This window comes from Phytoactinopolyspora mesophila (assembly GCF_010122465.1).
Classification (GTDB): domain Bacteria; phylum Actinomycetota; class Actinomycetes; order Jiangellales; family Jiangellaceae; genus Phytoactinopolyspora; species Phytoactinopolyspora mesophila.
Genome location: NZ_WLZY01000015.1, coordinates 53,750 through 72,245, shown reverse-complemented (window position 1 = coordinate 72,245; position 18,496 = coordinate 53,750). Strand labels below are relative to the sequence as shown.

Below are 18,496 nucleotides of genomic sequence, written 5' to 3'. Positions count from 1 at the left end.
GTGGGGTAAAAGCCAATGATCATGGGCGGACGAGGCGGCCGTCGCGAATCTCGTAGCCGTTCTCGAACAGCAACGGCGGGTGATCGGTGGTGAAGCCGTCAACGCCGAGTTCGACCGCGTCGTTCAGCTGCCCGGCGGTGTTGACCGGCCACACGTTGAAGTGGAGTCCGCGCTCTTGTGCGGCCCGGGCCAGCTCACGGTCGGTACCGGTCCAGCCGACCAGTACTCGCTGGGCTCCGAGTTGATCAGCGCGGTCCAGAAGCTCGGGTGAGCCGGTCTTGCTGATCAGCCCGACGACGGTCGACGGCAGCTCGCGCGCCAGGATTGCGACGATCTCCTCGTCGAAGCAGCACGGCGACAGCCGCTGGATCTCCTCTGGGCGCTGAGCCAGCAAAGCCACCAAGGGCTCGATGACAGCCGGATCCTTGATCTCGATCTGGAGGCGCACGTCGGTGCCGTCGAGGACCTCCTCGAAGGTCGGAATGCTCTGCCCGTTCCCCGCATCGAGAGCGCGGAGCTCCTCTGCGGTGAAATCAGCGACCGCGCCGGAGCCATCGGTGGTCCGGTCGACGGTGGTGTCGTGGATGACGACGATCTCCCCGTCTTTGGACAGCCGGAGATCCAGCTCGATCTCATTGGCTCCTTGCTCGGCGGCGAGCCGGAACGACGCCATGGTGTTCTCCGGGGACACGCTCATTGCGCCGCGGTGCCCGCAGTTGGTGAAGTCCATTCATCCTCCATGTCTCATGTTGCGTCCTGCAAAGCGAGCCCTCCGGCGCCCGGTCTGCCGGACGCAACACGCAGTCCGGGTGCGGCACCCTAGAAAGTTCCATTGCCCGGATCTTCACCGGACCCTCTAGCCGAAGTACCGTTCGTAGCTTTCCTGAATGCCTTCGGCGCCACGCTCGAGTTCTTCGGCTACGCCGTCGAAGACGCTCTGCACATCGGCGCCACCGCTGCTGAAGATCTCCTGCAGGCCACTGATGATGATGTCGGTGCCATTCGGTAGGTAGGAGCGGATCGCGTCGCTGCCCTGGGCCATCGGCAGCTGTTCGATCGCCGTGCTGCGGTTGGGGTCCTCCGCGATTTGCTCGGCCAGTTCGGGTTCGTCGACGGCGGCCTTGATGATGGGTAGGTACCCGGACGCCAGCGTCCATTCCGCGGCATTCTCAGGCTGGCCGAGGAACTTCATCAGCTCGAAGGCGGCGTCTTTGCGCTCCTGCGGGACGTCGCGAATCAGGGAGAAACCCATACCGCCCGTGGGCACGCCCGTGTCTACCTGTGCCGGCAAGAACGAGGTCCCTACCTCGAAGTCGGCGTTCTCGTAGATGCCGCGCAATGCTCCGGTGGAGGTGATCGTGGTGGCCACCACGCCGGTGCCGAAGTCGGTGGCCGAACTCTCGGCCATGTAACCCATGTCGTCTTCGAAGATGAACCGTTGCTGCCACTCGGCGGCATCGACGGCACCGCCGGTGTTGATAGTGACATCGAGGCCATCGGAGAGGCTGCCGCCGAACTGCCAGGCCGCGGACATGAATTGCCAGTCGTCGTCGCCGGTGAAGGCGTGCACCTTCAACGGCTGGCCCTGGACGGTCAGCTTGGACAACTCCTGACCCCACTCGCGCAGCTCGGTCCAGGTCTCCGGGCCGCGATCCGGCAGGCCGACCTCATCGAAGGCGTCTTTGTTGTAGTAGAACAGCGGCGTGCTCCGCCCATAGGACAACCAGTACAGCTCGTCGCCCACCAGGCCTTCGTCGAACAACGCCTCGATGTAGTTGTCGCGATTGAAGTCGTCGGTCAGGTAGCCGTTCAACGGCTCCAGGACGTCGTTGAGGAGGAACCGGCCCCAGAAGGTGTCGGCCAGCATCATGATGTCCGGCACGGCGCCGGCCCGCAAAGCTGCCGTCAGCTTGGGCGAGGACTCATGGTAGTTCCCCTGGAACTGCACCTCGGCGTAGATCGAGTCTTGCGACTGATTGAACTTGTCCACCAGTGCGTCGAGGGCCTCGCCGTTGACGCCGCCCATGGCGCTCCACATCACCACGTTGACATCACGCCCGCGGTACTCGCTGGGTGGGCTGATGTCGACTTGACCGAGCTCGTTGCCGCCGTTGCCGTTACCGTCGTCGGAGGTGACGCCTCCCGCACACGACCCCAGGATCGGCACGCTCAGGCCGGCGGCGGTCATCCCGAGGAAGGACCGGCGACTCGGCCGGCGGAAGTCATTGTGGCGTGGAAGTCTGTTTCTCATGGTGGTACACGTCCTTTCAATCGAACGTCGAGTGATACACGAGTTGGCTTAGCCCTTGACGGCTCCGCCGGTCAGACCGCGGACGATGTGCCGCTGAGCGAAGAGGAACAGGATGAGCATGGGGAGCGCCACCATCACGGTGCCGGCCATGATCGCTCCCCAGTTGGAGTAGCCCTCGGTGGTGCGCAGGTAGAGCAGGCCGATCGGCAAGGTACGCATCTCCACCGTGTTGGTGACGATCAACGGCCAGATGAAGTCGTTCCACATATCGACGACGGCGATGATCCCGACGGTCACCAGCATGGGCTTGCACATGGGAAGCACTACCTGCCAGAGCGTGCGCAGGTGCCCGGCGCCGTCGACCTTGGCCGCTTCCACGATGTCTCTGGGCAGCGTCATCATGTACTGCCGGAGCAGGAACATGCCGAAGATCGAGCCGGCGCTGGGGATGATCAGTCCGAGGTAGGTGTTGACCCAGCCCAGGTTGGACACCGTGATGTAGTTGACGATCAGCGTCACATTGTTCGGCACCATCAGCGCGCCGAGCATGGCCAGGAACAGCACGTTCTTGAACGGGAAGCGCAGGAACACGAAGGCGTACGCGGTCAGCGTGGCGTTGACCAGCTTGATAGCCGCGCCCCCGCCGGTGACGATGATCGAGTTGATGAAGAAGTTGCCGAACGGCGCCGCCTGCCAGGCGTTGGAGAAGTTCTCCACGTGTGGGCGCAGCGGCACCCACTGCGGAGGGTACTGGTAGATGTCGCCGGGCTCTTTGAGCGCGGAGGAGAACAGCCAGTACAGCGGGCCGATGAACAGCAGCGCGACCGCTGCCAGGGCGGCGTAGACGAGGACCCGGCGTACGACGGTCTCGCCGACGCGGATGTTGATGCCCTTGCGCCTCGATCGGGCTTCCCGCGTCGCGTTCCGCTCGCCGGTGGCCAATTGTCGGCTCATTGGTAGTGGACCTTCCGCTGCGCGTATTTCGTCTGCAGCCCGGTGACGATCAGCAGGATGACGAAGAGGATCATCGCGCTGGCGGCCGCTCGGCCGGCGTCAGAAGCCTGGAATCCCTGCTCGTAGATGTACCAGGACAACGTGGTGGTGGCGTTGCCCGGCCCGCCGCCGGTCATGACGGCGATCATGTCGTAGGCCTGGAAGGTTCCGATGATGGTGATCACCAAGACGAAGAACGTGACCGGGGACAGCAGCGGAAGGGTGATCCGACGGAACGTCGTCCAGGCCCGCGCGCCATCGAGTTTGGCCGCCTCGTAGACGTCTTCGGGCAGACTCTGCAGCCCGGCGAGGTACACGATGGCGACGAATCCCACGCCCTTCCACAGGAACACGATGATCAGGCTGGCGAGCGCCCAGTCGCTGTCGGTGACCCAACGCGGCGAGGAGAGTCCGACCTGGTTGAGGACGAACCGGGACAGCCCGTAGTCCGGATTGAAGATGAACAGCCAGAGTGTGGCCACCGCCGCGCCGCTGACGATATGCGGTGCGAACGCGACGGTCCGGACGAAGCCGCGTCCGCGGGCCCTCTGATTGAACAGCACTGCCAGCGCGAGCCCGAGAACGACACTGCCCACGACGACGGTTCCGGTGAAGACCAGCGTGTTCCACATGACGGTGTGGAAGTTCGAGCTGGTCAACAGGCTCTGATAATTGTCGAGCCCGACCCATTGGGGCACCCCCGACAGCATGTTCCACCGGGTCATGCTCAGATAGGCGTTGTAGATGACCGGCCAGTACTCGAAGGTGGCGATCAGCAGCAGGTTCGGGGAGATCAGCAGGAGGAACAGCAGGTACTCGCCGCGATTTCGGCGCCGTCGGCGCCGCGTTCCGAGCCGGCCTCCGCCGTCGGCCGGCCCGGCTCCCCGCCCGGTGACCGACGGCGTCGATGCCGTGATGTGAGACGTCAACGAATGTGCCTTCCGCGTGTCTGACAGGTCAGTACTGCCGGCTCCGATCGCCGTGCACAGCACCGATCGGAGCCGACAGTAACAGAATTAACATCACAGACGATAGATGTAACGGGAAATAGAGAGCGAAATGTGAGTGTCCTGGTCGCGACTCCCGGTTGAAGACGATCATGCGCGAAGGTTGGCTGGGTGCGCCACACACCTTCTATGCTGGGTTTTCATCCTGGCAAACGCTGTGAGACGTGCCACTGGCGGTATGTGTGCGCGATCGACGCGGCCCGCCCACGGTGCGTGATCACAATGTGGTAGCTCACCAGATCAACTGTTATCTCGTTGTCCAGAGCCGCTCGAGAATGCTGGTCGCGGGTCGCCGTCGACTCTGGGCCGTTGGCCGGGGCCGGGGTGGCGGCGGTCAGGTGTGCCTGGGCGCTGCCATCACTTGGGTGAGCGTGACGTCCAGGGTTTCGCTGATCTCGCGGATGATGCCCTGATCGGCGGCGGCGTCGACGATCAGCTGGTGAAAGTCGGTGGTGGGCCCTAGGCGGTGCAGGGCGGTCCTGCCGATTTTGGTGTGATCCATGAGCAGTACCCGGCGTCTTCCCGCTTCCATCATCGCGCGCTTGACCATGACGATCTCGGGCTCTTGGTGGTAGGTCGTGTCCGCCGTCATCGCGGACGTGCTGAGGAAGGCCAGGTCGACGTTCAGGGTATTGATCGCCTCGATGGCGCCCATGCCCAGAAATGCGTCATGGGTGCTGTTGTAGTCGCCGCCGATGCCGATCAGATGGACGTCCGGCACCGAGCGAAGGGTCTCCATGATGGGCAGGTAGTTCGTGGCCACAGTCAGTGGGCCGTGGTTGAGGCTGCCCAGCCGCCGGGCGACGAAGAGGTTGGTGGTGGAGGTGTCGAGCATGATGGACATGCCGGGTTCTATGGTCGACAACGCGGCCTCGGCCAGGGCTGTCTTCTCGCGCACCTGCACGCGCAGCCGGTATTCGGAGCTGCTCTCGAACACGGTGGAGGGTTGTGCTGAGACGCCACCGTGGAACTTCCGTACTACGCCGCGCCTGGCGAGCTCGTCCAGGTCTCGGTGGACTGTCATCAGGCTGGCGCCGGTCAGCTCGGTCAACTCGCCGGCCGTCGCGACACCGTTGGCCAGAACGTGCGCGATGATGTTCTGTTGCCGCACTTCGCGGGCTTGCGTGCGTTTCGACGGCGCGCCCTTGCCGCCACTGTTGGCCGTCATGTCACAAGTCTGTCCTAAATGAGCCCGTCGTGGGCGTGCGCCGTGGGGCTTGATGGTCGATTCTTCATGGGCTTCCCTCCACTCTCTATCGATCTGTAGTGTATCTTAACAGCGAACACTGTTATCAACCCAGCACGCAAACGTTAAATATGTGCGTGGGTGGGCCCGTGAATGTAGCGATTCCAGTTCGTGCGGTCGCGAGGTGCCGACTGCGCAGGACGACCACTGGAGGTCCGGATGGAGGCGGTGAAGGCGGAGCGGACGTGGGTCGGTATCGACCTGGGTACCCAAAGCGTCCGCGTAACCGTGGCCGCCGACGACGGCAGAGTGCTGGCGTTCGGCTCCGCGCCGCTGGACAGCCTGCGCCGTGCTGCGCAGGAGCGCCAGCACGAGCAGGATCCACGGCAATGGTGGGCCGCTGTCGGCCAGGCATCGAGGCAGGCCTTCGCCGCGTTGGCGCCTGCCTCCCGGCGGCTTCCCGTCGGAGCCGCCGCAATCTGCAGCACTTCCGGAACTGTGCTGCTCGTCGACGGCGGTGGAACGCCGCTGACAACGGCGCTGATGTACGACGACACTCGCGCCGCGGACGAGCTGACCACTATCCACGCCGTGGCCGACGCCATTCCCGAGAGCGCGGATGTCCAGGTGTCCTGGGCGCTGCCGAAGATCGGCTGGCTCTTCCGCCACCATCCGGTGAGCGCCGGCGCCTATGTCGCCCACAGTGCAGACGCGGTTGCCGCGAGGCTGGTCGGCCACCGGGTGCACACCGACACCAGCCACGCCCTCAAGTCCGGGTACGACGTCGTGGACAACCAGTGGAACGATGCACTGATCACGGCAAGCGGGATAGACCCCGGGGCGCTGCCCGAAGTGGTCCCGCCTGGCACCGTTCTCGGCACCGTCGAGCCCGCCGCCGCCCAGCACACCGGCATCCCCGCCGGGACACCCGTCGTCGCCGGAATGACCGACGGCTGCGCGGCGCAGATCGCGGCCGGTGCCCTGAGTCCCGGCGCGTGGAACTCCGTGCTGGGGACCACCCTGGTGCTCAAAGGTGTATCGACCCAGCTGATCGAAGATCCCGATGGGGCCGTTTACAGCCACCGGCATCCCGACGGCGGCTGGCTGCCGGGCGGTGCCTCGAACGTCGGCGCGGGAGTCATCAGCGAAGAGTTCGGTGGTCAGGATCTCGACGGGCTCAGCGCGGCGGCCGAGGCGTTCGAGCCGGCTGGTGCCGTCGTCTACCCGCTGACAGCGCGCGGCGAGCGGTTTCCGTTCGTCGATCCGGACGCGGTGCGTTTCGAGATCGGCACCGTGCGTGGCATGGCCGAGAGGTATGCGGCGGTCTTGCAGGGTGTGGCGTACGTCGAACGGCTGTGTTTCGAACATCTCGCCGCCATTGGTGCCGACACCACTGGGGAGATCAGCATCACTGGCGGCGCCACGAGAAGCAGCTATTGGAATCAGCTCCGGGCCGATGTGCTCGGCAGGCCGCTGGCGCTGCCGGCCACTCCCGAACCGTCGTTCGGAATGGCCGTCCTGGCGGCCGCCGACGGTGGGAGTGTCGCGGCGAGCGCGGCGGGGATGGTGTCGCGGCGAGACGTCGTCGAACCACGGCCCGGTGCTTACGAGCGCTTTGCGGACGGTTATGTAAGGCTCTGCCAGGAACTCCTTCGCCGTGGATACATCAAGGACACGTTCACCACCAATCTCTCGCGGAGTACGTCATGACAGCCCTGACGACGATCACCCTCGCCCGCCACGGGCGCACCCCCTGGCACGAAGGCAACCGTTACACCGGATCCAGCGACATCGGCATCGACGACGAAGGGCGGCGCCAAGCGCGCGCACTGGCTGCCTGGGCGCGTGAAGCCAAACCAGATGTCCTCTACGCCTCCACCATGCTGCGGGCCCGCCAGACCGCCGAGCCCATAGCCGAAGCACTGGGCCTACCGGTGCAGACCGACGAGCGCTTGCGCGAACTGGACTTCGGGGACGCCGAAGGGCTCACCCTGGCCGAGCTGCGACAGACGCATCCGCGGGCCGTCGAACTCTTCCTGACCGACGCCGCTGTACATCACCTGCCCGGTGGCGAGCACCCGGAGCGGGCCGCGGACCGCGCCACCGAGGCGCTGACCGAGATCGCCGCCCGGCACGCCGGCCAGGAGATCTTCGCGATCTGTCACAACACCATCCTCCGGCTGATCGTCTGCCGGTTCACCGGGATCCCGCTCGGGACCTACCGCACGGCTCTGCGCGGGATGGCGCCGACGGCCACCATGCAGCTCTCGTTCCGGGCCGACGGCGCCGTCACGCTCGAGTACTACAACCGGATACCCGCACTCGCTGCCGCCGCGCCGGCGTCGTCGTCGGAAGAGAAGGAGACGGCCGATGTCCAAGGCTCCTGACCCGGCGCCGGGGCGCAACTCGCGGACGAACCGGCAGAGCCGGATCGCCGACTACGTCCTACGCGAAGGGTCCGTCTCCGCCAGCCAGCTCGCCGAGCTCTTCGACGTCAGCCTCATGACCGTGCACCGTGACCTCGACGAGCTGGAACGCCAGGGCGTCGTGCGCAAATACCGGGGCGGTGTGAGCGCGCAGCCGTCGAGTGTGTTCGAGAGCAACGTCGCCTACCGGCTGCGGACCGCCAAGGCGGAGAAGGCGGCCATCGCGCGTTACGCCCGCACCATGATCGAGCCCGGTATGGCCGTCATGCTCGACGACTCGACGACCACGCTCGAAGTGGCCCACCTCCTGCCGGACACCACCCCTCTGACCGTCATCACGAACTTCCTCGAGGTGATCAAATCGGTCAGCCAGGTACCGGGTGTCCGGTTGATCTCGCTCGGGGGCGAGTATTACCCGACGCACGACTCTTTTCTGGGGGTGCCCTGCATCGAGGCGATCGGCTCGCTACGGGCCGACGTGCTGTTCACCTCGACCTCCGCCGTGTCGGCGACTCATGCGTTTCATCAGGAGCAGGAGATCGTGCTGGTCAAGCGCGCCATGATGCGCTCCGCGGTGCGCAAGGTGCTGCTGATCGACCATACGAAGCTCGGTGGCACTGCGCTGCACCAGCTGGCTCCGTTGACCGATTTCGACGATGTCGTCGTGGACGACGGTGCGCCTGCCGACGTCATCCGGGCGCTGCGAGATCGCGGCGTCAACGTACACGTCGCCGACTACCCCCCGTGATCATGAGCAGCTCCGCGCCCCACACCCCCGTGATCATGAGCAGGATCGTGACGCTATGGCGACGCAGATCTGCTCATGATCACCGGGAGCGGAGGCGCGGAGCTGCTCATGATCACGGGACGAGTCGCGCGCGTTGCCGCCAACGATCAGGAAGGAGCGCTCATGTACATCGGGGTCGACATCGGGACGTCGGTGACCAAGGCCGTCGGGTACGACGAGTCCGGCGCTGAACTGTGTGTGCACGGCGTGCCGACCGAGCTGCTCTATCCGGGCGACGGGCGGGTGGAGCAGGACATCGACGCGGTGGTCGACTCGGTGGCCGAAGTCGTTCGGGCCGTGGTCGGTCAATTGCCGTCGGCGCCGGCGTTGGTAGCACTGACCGGACAGGGCGACGGCTGCTGGCTGCACGACGACGACGGTGCTCCGGTCCGCCCGGCCGCGTCCTGGCTGGACGGTCGCGCGGCGGACGTCGTGCGGCGATGGGACCGGGACGGCACCGCCGACCTCATCCTCGAACGAAACGGCGGCATGGTTTTCCCCGGGGCATCCGGGGCGATCCTGGCCGCGCTGGACCGGCAGGAGCCCGATGTGCTCGATCGGGCGACGACGGCTACCCACTGCGTGGGCATGGTCTTCCGGCGCTTGACAGGTGAGCGGCTCGTCGATGTCTCGGATGCCTCCTACCCCTTTCTCAACCCGCACCGTCGCGAATACGACGACGAGATCCTGCGCGCTTGCGGGCTGGCACACCGAGCGGACCTGCTGCCACCGGTGGTGACCTCCGGTGGTCCGGCAGCGCCGCTGTCCGGTGAGGGCGCGGCCCTGCTGGGACTCCCGGCCGGGACGATGGTGAGCGCCGGACCGTACGACCTGCTGGCCTCGGCGCGGGGCAGCGGCGTCGTCGACCCCGGCGACGGGCTGCTGATCATCGGCACGACGCTGGCCTGCCAGGTGGTGACCGCCGACCCGTCACCCATCCCACATCGGGCCGGGCTGCTGCTGGGTATGTGGAACGAGGGCCGGTGGATGCGAGCGATGCCGGCCATGGTGGGGACTGCGTCGCTGGGCTGGCTGCTGGACATCACGGGTTCGTCGGTCGCCGAATTGACCGACCTGCTCGACGGGTCGCCACCTGGTGCACGGGGCGTCCGGGTGCTGCCGTACTGGTCGGAGTCGGGCGAGCGAGCACCATTCGTGGAGGCGTCGGCACGTGGGCGTTTCGACGGGTTGCACCTCTCCACCTCGCGCGCGGATCTCGTGCGCGGTCTCTGTGAGGGCTTGGCGTTCGCGGCCCGGCATTGCTTTGACGCCGCCGGACTGGGTGACCGGCTGGCGGTCTGCGGTGGCGGGGCCCAGAGCGCGACGTGGACGCAGTTGTTCGCCGACGTGCTTGGCCGGCCGCTGGAGGTGGTGGATGTGCCGCAGGCTGGAGCCTACGGCGCGGTGCTCTCTGCCTTGGAGTCACGCGGCGAGACACCGGACTGGCCGATTCCGCGCCGTACCGTCGAGCCGGCCGCGGCGCACCGCCAGCACTATGACGACGCTTTCGGCGACTACCTGGACCGGGTCGACCACGCTCGCGCTCACTGGTCCCGGTGATCGTCAGTGCGTTGTGGTCGCGAAACAACCACCGCACCGCACTGTTGATCACCAACTTGCGACCACAACGCACTGACGATCACCGATAAGGGGTGGGAGAGCGAGTGCGAGGACGAGAACGATGAGGAGTGAGATGAACGAACAGTGGCCGATCCTGCTGGCCGGGGATCATTTCGTGCGCAACGACATCCTTGAGGACCGGTTGCGCCGTGAGGTACCGCGGCAGCACGAGCTGGACATCCGCACGATGACCCTGCCGTGGCCTCTCGTGCCGTTCGGCAAGGTGGGTGAGGTGGATGAGGCGTCCGACGTGGAGGAGAGCCTGACTGAGCTGGTGGGGGACGCCCAGATCGTCGTCACTCAGATGGCGCCGTTCACCACCCGGGTGCTCGACGCCGCCACGGCGCTGAAGCTGATCGTTTGCACCCGCGGCGGCCCGGTCAACGTGAACGTCGAGGCGGCCACGGAGCGGGGAGTGCTCGTGTGCAATACGGCCGGGCGCAACGCGGTAGCCGCGGCCGAGCACGCCGTGACCCTGATGCTGAGCACGTTGCGGGCCATCCCACGGATTCACAACGGGGTGGCGGCCGGTCAGTGGCGCAGCGATCTCTACGCGTACGACGAGTGCGGTTCGGAGCTGTCCGGCTCGACCGTCGGGCTCATCGGCTACGGCGCGATCGGTCGCCGAGTAGCCCGGATCCTGCAGGCGTTCGACGCCACCGTGATCGTGAGCGACCCGTTCGTCGATCCCGCGGACCTGCCGCCCGGTGTCGAGCTCGTGGACCTACCCGCACTGCTGTCGCGTAGCGACGTCGTCACCTTGCACTCCCGGCTGACGCCTGAGACGGCGAACATGATCAACCGGGAGACGCTAGGTGCCATGCGCCCCGGCAGCTACCTGGTCAACACCGCACGTGGCGGACTGGTCGACTACGAGGCACTTGCCGACGCTCTGGAGACCGGGCAGGTGGCCGGTGCCGGGCTCGATGTCTTCCCTGCTGAGCCGCTACCCGAGGGATGGCCGCTACTGTCCTCCGACCGAGTGGTCATGACGCCGCATCTGGCCGGCGCGACCCGGCAGACCGCACATCGCGCCGCCGATCTGGCGGCGGCTGCCGTGGCCGCGTTCGTCGAGGATCGAGAACTTCCTGGCGTCGTTAATCCCAAAGCCGGGCGAACTGGGTAAAGGGACGGTTAAACCTCCCGAGCCGGGAACGTGAGACAATGGGGAGTGGACGTAAGGTAAACACAAGGTGAACGGAAGATGAATGGCTATTGAAGAGAGGTCGACGATGAAGGCACCCTGGCGGCGTTTGAAGACGTCGTGGCGTGCCCGCGGAGACTCGAACCTGTCTGCCGCGCTGACCGGACAGGTGCGCGCCGCCCGTGAAGGCGCCGCTCTGACGAAGGCCATGGTGAGCAAGAAGATCGATCCGGCCGAAGCGCGCGCCCAGATCGCCGAAATCGAGCATCGCGGCGACGAGCAGCGCGCGGAACTGGTCGAACAGTTGTCTCGGACGCTCGTCGCGCCGCTGGACCGCGAGGACCTGTTCCGGCTGTCGCGGTCCATCGACGACATTTTGGACACCATCCGCGACTTCGTCCGGGAAGCAGACCTTTACCAGATCGAGAAGCGCCGGACCTACCGGCCGTTCCTGGACAGCGTGGTCGCGGCGATCGAATCTCTCGACGACGCGGTCGAGTCGCTCTGGACGAAGCCACAGCGGGTGCCGCTCAAGGCGCTGGAGGCGAAGAAGGCCGCTCGGATGATCGGCCGCGCTTACCAGGACGAATTCGCGAAGATCATCGATGGTGGTGTCTCGCCGCGGGCGCTCAAGCACCGGGAACTGATCAAGCGCTTGGACATGGTCGGAATCCGGATCAACGAGGCTGCCGACGTTCTCACCGATGGCGCGCTCAAGCGCGGCTACTAGGGGTAACAGAGCACCAGCGCGTGTTGGCCACCAGGCGGTGGGCGACACGCATTGATGACACGCGCGCCTCAGCGGCGTCGGGACAGGTGAAGGAGGACAGTGGCGCCTGAGGTGCTGATCGCCGTCGCGATCGCGTTTGCCATCGTGACCGGTGCGAACGACGGCGGCGCATTGATCGCCCCTGGTCTGCGGGTCCCCGGCCTGTCGGTGACCATCAGCCTGCTGATGCTGACCGCGGCGCTCGTCGCCTACCCGTTGTTGATCAGCACGGCGGTCGCGCGCACCATGCTCAGCTCTATCGTCCCGGCCGACCCTGACGGCGCGACGGCGCTGGCCGTCGGGTTCCTCGCTGCCGTAAGTGTGGTGACCGCGCTGGCCTGGTTCGGCCTGCCGACCAGCCTGACGCTCGCCGTGATCGGTGGCATCGCCGGAGGAGGTATCGGAGCCGGGCTGGCCGTCGGGTGGAGCACGGTCCTGCGGGTGCTGGGCATCGGGCTTGCCGCGCCGGTGGTGGGTATGCTTCTGGCGTTGCTCGGTGCATGGGTATGGCGCTCGCTGCGCGGTGGGACCTATTTGTCGACGGTGCGCCGGGCCCACATCGCCGCGTTCGCCGCGCAATGCGCCGCCTACGGCGCCAACGACGGCCAGAAGATCCTCGTGCTGTTCTTCGCTGCCAGCGTCGCCGGCGGGCACGGCGTGTCGCTGGCCTGGTGGGTATACCTGGTGGTGGCTGTCGCGTTCGTCGTCGGCGCGCTGCTCGGACTGCCCAAGGTGGCCCGGACCGTCGGCAACGGCATTCTGAGCACCCGTGCCACGCATACCGTCACCGCCGAGTTTTCCGCTGCCGCGGCGGTCCTGGGCAGCGCAGCTGTGGGGACACCGGTGAGCATGACGCAATCCATCGCCGGAGGTTTGCTCGGTGCTGGAGTACACGACAGTATCCGGCGGGTGCGCTGGCGCGTGGTGCGCAATCTGGGGATGGCATGGGTGGTGACGCTTCCGGCGAGCTTCGGCCTCGCCGCTCTCGCCGGGCTGGCCGTGGCGGCGCTGACGAGCTGAGCGCGAGCCTGGGCAGCGCGCCAGACTCTTCATCTGACGAATCCTGCGAATGTTGTGCAGAATGTTGGCATGTCCGTGCGCGAGTTCGAGGCGGCCCTGGTGGGCCAGGACGCCGGGCCGGGATGCGGTTTCAAGCTGCCGTTCGACCCGAAAGGCGCGTTCGGCAAAGCGCGTGCTCCGGTGCGTGTCTCTGTCAATGGCGGGCCGTGGTTCCGGACCACGGTTGCGGTCTACGGCGGCGCGGGGTGGGTGGGGCTCCGAAAGGACCAGCGCGCCGAGCTGGGGGTGGATGTAGGCGATACCGTGCAGGTACGGATCGGGTACGACGACGCGCCGCGGGAGGTCGAGACTCCGACAGAACTGGCCGACGCGCTCGCCACCGATCCCGAGGCACGAGCTGCGTACAACTCGCTCTCCTACTCGCGCCAGAAGGAGTATGCGGCCTGGGTGGCCGGGGCCAAGCGCCAGGAGACACGCGACGCCCGGGCGGTCAAAGCGCTCCAGCAGCTTCGCGGCGCATGACACTCGGCCTGCTCGATTGACCCGATGGTCTCGTTTCCCTCAGCGTGTTACGTGGTGCTGCTTCGGTCGACGTTCCGCTTGGCTTCCTCGGCGCCCAGCATGAGGCCCCATTCGGCAGCGCGCTCCATCTCCCCGTCCACTGTCGGTCCGGTCATTTCGGTGACGCGGAAGCTCTGCGGGCGCGCGATGATGTCGAAACCGAGCCGGCGAAGTCGCCGTGCCGCGGCCCGTGCCGCGGAGCCCGGGACGCGAAGGCGGTTCACTCGCGTGTCGAATGTGGCGGCGGCGGTGCGTGGCGAGACGTGCGACATGGCCTCGAGCCATTCACGGATGCCTCCACCTGGCGAGACCAGCTCGTTCTCCGTCTTGTCAGCAGCCGTCCGCCGGGTGTCGGGCCGCGACATGCCGAAGGCGTGGGTGGGGCCACCGACGACGATGAGCTGGAAATCAGGCCCGAGCTCGGTCGGCGCTTCACTCACTTCCACGACCTCCACCGTCATGTGGGGCGCGAGGCCCTCGGCAATCGATGTGGCGATGGCGAAGGTGTTGCCGAACATGGATTCGTAGACGATGAGTGCGCGCATGGGCCGGCTCCTCGGATGGGTGGTCACTTAGAGGATGCGGCCGCGGGGCCGGTCCCGGGCAGGGCCGAAAGTCCCGACTTGCGCGGACGTTTGCGGCATCCCGCCGCTTCCCGATGATCGTTGGCGGTTTGCTTATGTGGGGGTGGACGTACGGCCTCAACGATGTCGTCTACGTGACGTCCACCTGTGAACCGCGCGTCGTCGCTTCAATGCCGGCCCGGCGCTTCACCGACGACAACGCCGGACTGGCGGTCGCTGTCGGGGCCGGTCTACCACCCCGGCCCCGACGGCGACGTGCGGCTCCGCCCGGGCTCTGCGCCTGCCCAGGCGCAGAGCACCTCACGTGACCGAGCTCGGCCCTTCGATGTCACATCGATCGCAGACAGGTGGTGACCTGCGGAAAGTCACAGAGGTCAGCCGGACCCCCAGATAACTCTCCTGCTGTGGCTCGTGAATCTCACCTGCGGTTCGCCAACGGACGACCGCAAGAATCCGCCAACGATCTGTGAGTGTTGGGGGGTGGTGGTCACCGGCAAGCCGGGTGATGGAACACCAGCTGGGGATGGAACAGGTGTTCGATTTCCGTGTATGGTTGAGACATGTCGGTCACATTGCAGGCGTCGCTGTTCGACGGTCCGGCGGGTCAGTCCTGCGTATCCGAGCTGGGCGGCTCGGTGCGCCGTACGGTCCTCAGCGCGGGGGCCTGGGTCGACCTCCGGCCAGGGTGGGTGCGGGGCGCTGATGAACTCTTCGGTCGTCTCTGCGAGGACGTCCCGTGGCGGGCGGAGCGCCGGCAGATGTATGAACGCGTCGTCGACGTGCCCCGGCTGGTCTGTTGGTACGGCGAAGACGCGACGCTCCCGCATCCGGTACTGACGCAAGCGCGGGATGCGCTGAGCGGGCACTACCGGGATGAGCTCGGCGAACCCTTCCGAACCGCTGGACTGTGTTTCTACCGCGACGGCAAAGACAGCGTGGCCTGGCACGGCGACACTATCGGGCGCAGCAAACACGAAGACACCATGGTGGCCATCCTCTCGCTGGGCGAGCCGAGGAACCTGTTGCTGCGTCCTCGTGGCGGCGGCGACACATTGCGGTACTCGATCGGGCATGGTGATCTGCTGGTGATGGGCGGCTCGTGCCAGCGCACATGGGAGCATGCGGTGCCCAAGACCGCCCGGCCCGTCGGTCCACGGATCAGCGTTCAATTCCGTCCACGCGGGGTTGCGTGAGGCCGGCATGTTGATGCGCGCGAAGGAGATCACCGACTATTTCCGCCAGTAGATCCACGCCCTCGGTGGAGAGGATCGACTCCAGGTGAAACTGCACGGACGCGAATCCCGCCCCTCGCATCGCGTGGAGTTCTCCGGTCTTGACGTCGGCCGCGACCTCGAGGGCGATAGCCGTGCCGAGGTAGTTTCCAGCCACTGCCGGCGTGGTTACCGGCGTGGGCAGGAAGCCGGCGAAGGTGTTGTAGAAGCCGACCAGCGTGGAGCGGCCGAAGAGCTCGATCTTTCGCTGGGTGCCCTGGTGGGGCTGCGCAAGAGCGGTGATTGGTAGCCCGAGAAGTCCGGCGAGGATCTGGTGGCTGAGGCACACCGCGAGCATCGGGCGCCTTGATGTCATCCGGTCGCTCATCAGCCGGCGCAGGCGCATCACACGTGGATCCGTCGTGTCACGCGGATCGCCTGGGCCTGGTCCGGCGATCAGCAAGTCATAGTCGTCGGCGTCGAAGGTGCCGTCCCAGCGCCGTACGTCCGTGCGCATGCCGATCCTGCCGAGCAGATGCGCGAGCATGGCCGTCCAGCGGTCCTCAGCGTCGACGATCAGTGCGGAGCATCCAGCCGCGTCGGCCGACAGGGGGCGTTCTTCCGGAGCCTGCCGACGCAGCCAGAAGGGTGCCAACGCGGAATTGCGGCGGTCAAGGGCCTGGGCTATTCCAGGATGCTCGGCGAAGCGGCCGGTACTCGTCGAAGCCTTCGGCGAAGCGCGCAGTCCGAGTGCGGCGAGCACGCCAGCAGCCTTGGCGTGTGTCTCGGCGACCTCGTGTTCGGGCACCGAATGCCGGACCAGCGTGGCTCCGACGGGCACGTGAATCCGCCCGTCCGGCTCTAGGTAGGCAGTGCGGATCAAGATGGGTGCGTCGAGGGCCGGGCGGCCTCGGGGATCGCGCCCGATCAGCGCGGCCATTCCGGCGTAATAGCCGCGACCTGTCGGTTCGTATCGGGTGATCACCCTGGCCGCGTTCTCGATCGGCGACCCGGTGACGGTCGGAGCGAACATGGTTTCGCGCAGCACGTCCCGGATGTCGAGGGCGGTCCGGCCCTCCAGTAGGTATTCGGTGTGCACCAAGTGCCCCATCTCCTTGAGATACGGCCCGAGGACCTGCCCGCCCTGGTCGCAGATGTGGCTCATCATCTTGAGTTCTTCGTCGACCACCATGAACAGCTCCTCGGTCTCCTTGGGGTCGGCGAGGAAGCGCTGCAGCCCATCGGTTGTGGCTCCGCTGTCCGGAGCGCGGTACGTGCCGCTGATGGGATTCATGACGACCGTGCCACCGGTGACGCTCACGTGTCGTTCAGGGGTGGCACCGACCATCGTCACGTCTCCCGCGTGGATGGCGAAGGTCCAATAGGCGTTCGGCTCGCTGGTCAGTAGCCGGCGAAAGAGCCGCAGCGCCGTGTGCGGTACCGAACCGGTGAGCCGCGCGCGATAGTCGCGGCGGATCACGAAGTTTGCCCCGGCTCCGTGTCCGATCTCGTCGCGGACCACGTTTCCGACGATCGCGGCGTAAGTGTCGTCGTCGATGTCGAACCCGTTGCCGACGATGTCCACCGGATCCGCGGGCAGCGCGGCGATGACCTCGTCGCGGTCGAGGACGACGCGCTCGGTGGCTATCAGGCACCGCAGCGGCGTGGCGTCGTCGTGAGCGGCGAACCCGCGTTCGGCGATCTGCCGGTACGGAACCAGCGCCAGTACGGCTGGATCGCCGCCTTCCTGGCCAGGTGGAGGCGGTATCTCGGCAAGGCTGGCGACGTCGCGGACTTCACCGAAGAGGAGTTCGACGCCGGGGCCCTCGCTCCGGTTCAATACGGCGAATGGCGGTGGAACAGGCTGGTTGAAGAGCTCGGTGAGCCGGCTGATCATGGTGATCCCTTCAGGTCGGGACGCCTCGACCGAGGGGAAGCCGGATAACACGACGACCGCCTGCGGCGAGGCGGTCGCTACGTGGATGTACGCGTCTGTGGGCGCCGCCTAGTCGGCGCGCCACCAGGAACCGTGCGTGGATGCGTACATGGGCGGTCACACTAGCAGGTCCGTGCCCGGCGACGGTGCGGACCGTTGTGGCTGGGATGTCTCAGCCGCCCGGCGATCACCGATGAGTTGTGAGTGAGTTCTCACTCATTTATGATTGGAGGCGTGACAGACACGTCAGGCAAGCCCGACGAGCGACAGGACGAGCGCCCCGGTAGCTGCGGCACACGTCGCAAGAGGGCCAAGGCGATGTCTCCCGAAGAACGCCGGGAGGCGATCATTGCCGCCACCATTCCGCTGGTGCGTGAGTACGGATTCGACATCAGCACTCGCCAGATCGCCGAGGCCGCGGACATCGCCGAGGGCACCATCTTCCGAGCCTTCGCCACCAAGGAGGACCTGCTCACGCAGGCGGTTCAGGCCGCATTGCAGCCTGGGGACATGGAGCAGAAGCTGCTGGTCATCGATCTGACCTCGCCGTTGCCCGAGCGGCTGCGGTGGGCCGCCGAGCTACTGCAGCAGCGGATGACCAGCCTTGTCCAGCTCGCATCGGTCATCGGCCGGGCCAATTTCCCGATGGGCCAGTCCCAGGAGCATCTTGAGCAGCACCGGCGTTTACATGAGCTTCTCGTCAAGCTTTTCGAGCCGGACCGGGACACGCTGCGCGTCGATCCGGATCACGCCGCCCGGCTCCTGCGCATCATCGCCTTCGGCGGTTCGAATCCGCGGCTGGCGGATGGTCCGCTGCTGACGCCGGCCGAGATCGTCGCCCTCCTCCTCGACGGGATTCGAATTCACGACGACGACGCGTCCGCCGCCGGCGCGGCCACCGGTGCGGACCCCTCTCCCTGACCCAGGACCACTCCTCGAACCCCAACAGCAACGACGACGGCCGCTGCCCGCGCCACCGCACAGTTCCATCAGCACCACTC

At 66.4% G+C, this 18,496-nt stretch carries 17 protein-coding genes; 10 read left to right on the top strand and 7 right to left on the bottom strand.

Annotated elements, in window-relative coordinates; translation table 11 throughout:
• Positions 1 to 19: 19 nt before the first annotated feature.
• From F7O44_RS27825 to F7O44_RS27805, 5 genes are all read right to left on the bottom strand, one after another.
• The gene (locus F7O44_RS27825; RefSeq protein ID WP_162453594.1) at positions 20 to 730 is read right to left on the bottom strand and encodes a glycerophosphodiester phosphodiesterase; all 711 of its coding nucleotides are present in this window, start codon (positions 728 to 730) and stop codon (positions 20 to 22) included.
• 126 nt (positions 731 to 856) lie between these two features.
• Positions 857 to 2,251 carry an ABC transporter substrate-binding protein gene (locus F7O44_RS27820; RefSeq protein ID WP_162453593.1) on the bottom strand — a complete coding sequence of 465 codons (1,395 nt, stop codon included), beginning with the start codon at positions 2,249 to 2,251 and terminating at the stop codon, positions 857 to 859.
• A gap of 48 nt (positions 2,252 to 2,299) precedes the next feature.
• On the bottom strand, positions 2,300 to 3,205 hold the full coding sequence (locus F7O44_RS27815) for a carbohydrate ABC transporter permease (protein WP_162453592.1): 906 nt from the start codon (positions 3,203 to 3,205) through the stop codon (positions 2,300 to 2,302).
• A complete protein-coding gene (locus F7O44_RS27810) occupies positions 3,202 to 4,173 on the bottom strand; it encodes a carbohydrate ABC transporter permease (protein ID WP_187361685.1) in 972 nt (323 codons plus the stop codon). Before F7O44_RS27810 ends, F7O44_RS27815 begins: the two co-directional genes overlap by 4 nt.
• Before the next feature lie 412 nt (positions 4,174 to 4,585).
• A complete protein-coding gene (locus F7O44_RS27805) occupies positions 4,586 to 5,419 on the bottom strand; it encodes a DeoR/GlpR family DNA-binding transcription regulator (protein ID WP_162453591.1) in 834 nt (277 codons plus the stop codon).
• A 237-nt stretch (positions 5,420 to 5,656) separates the two neighbouring features.
• On the opposite strand from F7O44_RS27805, the gene F7O44_RS27800 reads away from it, so the two are divergent.
• From F7O44_RS27800 to F7O44_RS27765, 8 genes are all read left to right on the top strand, one after another.
• Positions 5,657 to 7,147: an FGGY-family carbohydrate kinase gene (locus F7O44_RS27800; RefSeq protein ID WP_162453590.1), complete on the top strand. Its 1,491-nt coding sequence runs from the start codon at positions 5,657 to 5,659 to the stop codon at positions 7,145 to 7,147.
• Positions 7,144 to 7,824 carry a histidine phosphatase family protein gene (locus F7O44_RS27795; RefSeq protein ID WP_162453589.1) on the top strand — a complete coding sequence of 227 codons (681 nt, stop codon included), beginning with the start codon at positions 7,144 to 7,146 and terminating at the stop codon, positions 7,822 to 7,824. The genes F7O44_RS27800 and F7O44_RS27795 overlap by 4 nt, the downstream gene beginning before the upstream one ends.
• The gene (locus tag F7O44_RS27790) at positions 7,808 to 8,611 is read left to right on the top strand and encodes a DeoR/GlpR family DNA-binding transcription regulator (protein WP_162453588.1); all 804 of its coding nucleotides are present in this window, start codon (positions 7,808 to 7,810) and stop codon (positions 8,609 to 8,611) included. Before F7O44_RS27795 ends, F7O44_RS27790 begins: the two co-directional genes overlap by 17 nt.
• Before the next feature lie 108 nt (positions 8,612 to 8,719).
• Positions 8,720 to 10,210, top strand: coding sequence for an FGGY-family carbohydrate kinase (locus F7O44_RS27785; protein ID WP_222851771.1), 1,491 nt, complete (start codon positions 8,720 to 8,722; stop codon positions 10,208 to 10,210).
• 133 nt (positions 10,211 to 10,343) lie between these two features.
• Positions 10,344 to 11,396 (top strand): 2-hydroxyacid dehydrogenase, encoded by a 1,053-nt coding sequence (locus F7O44_RS27780; RefSeq protein ID WP_162453587.1) that lies wholly within the window; start codon positions 10,344 to 10,346, stop codon positions 11,394 to 11,396.
• A gap of 82 nt (positions 11,397 to 11,478) precedes the next feature.
• Positions 11,479 to 12,144 carry a DUF47 domain-containing protein gene (locus F7O44_RS27775; protein ID WP_162453586.1) on the top strand — a complete coding sequence of 222 codons (666 nt, stop codon included), beginning with the start codon at positions 11,479 to 11,481 and terminating at the stop codon, positions 12,142 to 12,144.
• Positions 12,145 to 12,243: 99 nt separating this feature from the next.
• The gene (locus F7O44_RS32160; protein WP_162453585.1) at positions 12,244 to 13,203 is read left to right on the top strand and encodes an inorganic phosphate transporter; all 960 of its coding nucleotides are present in this window, start codon (positions 12,244 to 12,246) and stop codon (positions 13,201 to 13,203) included.
• Between the two features lie 69 nt (positions 13,204 to 13,272).
• Positions 13,273 to 13,725: a YdeI/OmpD-associated family protein gene (locus tag F7O44_RS27765; protein ID WP_162453584.1), complete on the top strand. Its 453-nt coding sequence runs from the start codon at positions 13,273 to 13,275 to the stop codon at positions 13,723 to 13,725.
• A 47-nt stretch (positions 13,726 to 13,772) separates the two neighbouring features.
• On the opposite strand, the gene F7O44_RS27760 is transcribed toward F7O44_RS27765, so the two are convergent.
• Positions 13,773 to 14,309 (bottom strand): flavodoxin family protein, encoded by a 537-nt coding sequence (locus F7O44_RS27760; protein WP_162453583.1) that lies wholly within the window; start codon positions 14,307 to 14,309, stop codon positions 13,773 to 13,775.
• Positions 14,310 to 14,908: 599 nt separating this feature from the next.
• Here F7O44_RS27760 and F7O44_RS27755 point away from each other — a divergent pair.
• The gene (locus tag F7O44_RS27755) at positions 14,909 to 15,541 is read left to right on the top strand and encodes an alpha-ketoglutarate-dependent dioxygenase AlkB (RefSeq protein ID WP_162453582.1); all 633 of its coding nucleotides are present in this window, start codon (positions 14,909 to 14,911) and stop codon (positions 15,539 to 15,541) included.
• On the opposite strand, the gene F7O44_RS27750 is transcribed toward F7O44_RS27755, so the two are convergent.
• On the bottom strand, positions 15,507 to 17,456 hold the full coding sequence (locus tag F7O44_RS27750; protein ID WP_162453581.1) for an anthranilate synthase family protein: 1,950 nt from the start codon (positions 17,454 to 17,456) through the stop codon (positions 15,507 to 15,509). The genes F7O44_RS27755 and F7O44_RS27750 overlap by 35 nt on opposite strands.
• 273 nt (positions 17,457 to 17,729) lie before the next feature.
• Between F7O44_RS27750 and F7O44_RS27745 the strand changes: the two genes are divergently transcribed.
• A complete protein-coding gene (locus tag F7O44_RS27745; RefSeq protein ID WP_162453580.1) occupies positions 17,730 to 18,416 on the top strand; it encodes a TetR family transcriptional regulator in 687 nt (228 codons plus the stop codon).
• Positions 18,417 to 18,496: the final 80 nt, after the last annotated feature.

Coding starts and splice junctions, on each gene's coding strand:
- F7O44_RS27750 (WP_162453581.1), bottom strand. CDS start 17,456: ATGATCAGCCGGCTCACCGAGCTCTTCAACCAGCCTGTTCCACCGCCA.
- F7O44_RS27815 (WP_162453592.1), bottom strand. CDS start 3,205: ATGAGCCGACAATTGGCCACCGGCGAGCGGAACGCGACGCGGGAAGCC.
- F7O44_RS27805 (WP_162453591.1), bottom strand. CDS start 5,419: ATGACGGCCAACAGTGGCGGCAAGGGCGCGCCGTCGAAACGCACGCAA.
- F7O44_RS27825 (WP_162453594.1), bottom strand. CDS start 730: ATGGACTTCACCAACTGCGGGCACCGCGGCGCAATGAGCGTGTCCCCG.
- F7O44_RS27800 (WP_162453590.1), top strand. CDS start 5,657: ATGGAGGCGGTGAAGGCGGAGCGGACGTGGGTCGGTATCGACCTGGGT.
- F7O44_RS27795 (WP_162453589.1), top strand. CDS start 7,144: ATGACAGCCCTGACGACGATCACCCTCGCCCGCCACGGGCGCACCCCC.
- F7O44_RS27820 (WP_162453593.1), bottom strand. CDS start 2,251: ATGAGAAACAGACTTCCACGCCACAATGACTTCCGCCGGCCGAGTCGC.
- F7O44_RS27755 (WP_162453582.1), top strand. CDS start 14,909: ATGTCGGTCACATTGCAGGCGTCGCTGTTCGACGGTCCGGCGGGTCAG.
- F7O44_RS27775 (WP_162453586.1), top strand. CDS start 11,479: ATGGCTATTGAAGAGAGGTCGACGATGAAGGCACCCTGGCGGCGTTTG.
- F7O44_RS27780 (WP_162453587.1), top strand. CDS start 10,344: ATGAACGAACAGTGGCCGATCCTGCTGGCCGGGGATCATTTCGTGCGC.
- F7O44_RS27785 (WP_222851771.1), top strand. CDS start 8,720: ATGATCACGGGACGAGTCGCGCGCGTTGCCGCCAACGATCAGGAAGGA.
- F7O44_RS27790 (WP_162453588.1), top strand. CDS start 7,808: ATGTCCAAGGCTCCTGACCCGGCGCCGGGGCGCAACTCGCGGACGAAC.
- F7O44_RS27765 (WP_162453584.1), top strand. CDS start 13,273: ATGTCCGTGCGCGAGTTCGAGGCGGCCCTGGTGGGCCAGGACGCCGGG.
- F7O44_RS27760 (WP_162453583.1), bottom strand. CDS start 14,309: ATGCGCGCACTCATCGTCTACGAATCCATGTTCGGCAACACCTTCGCC.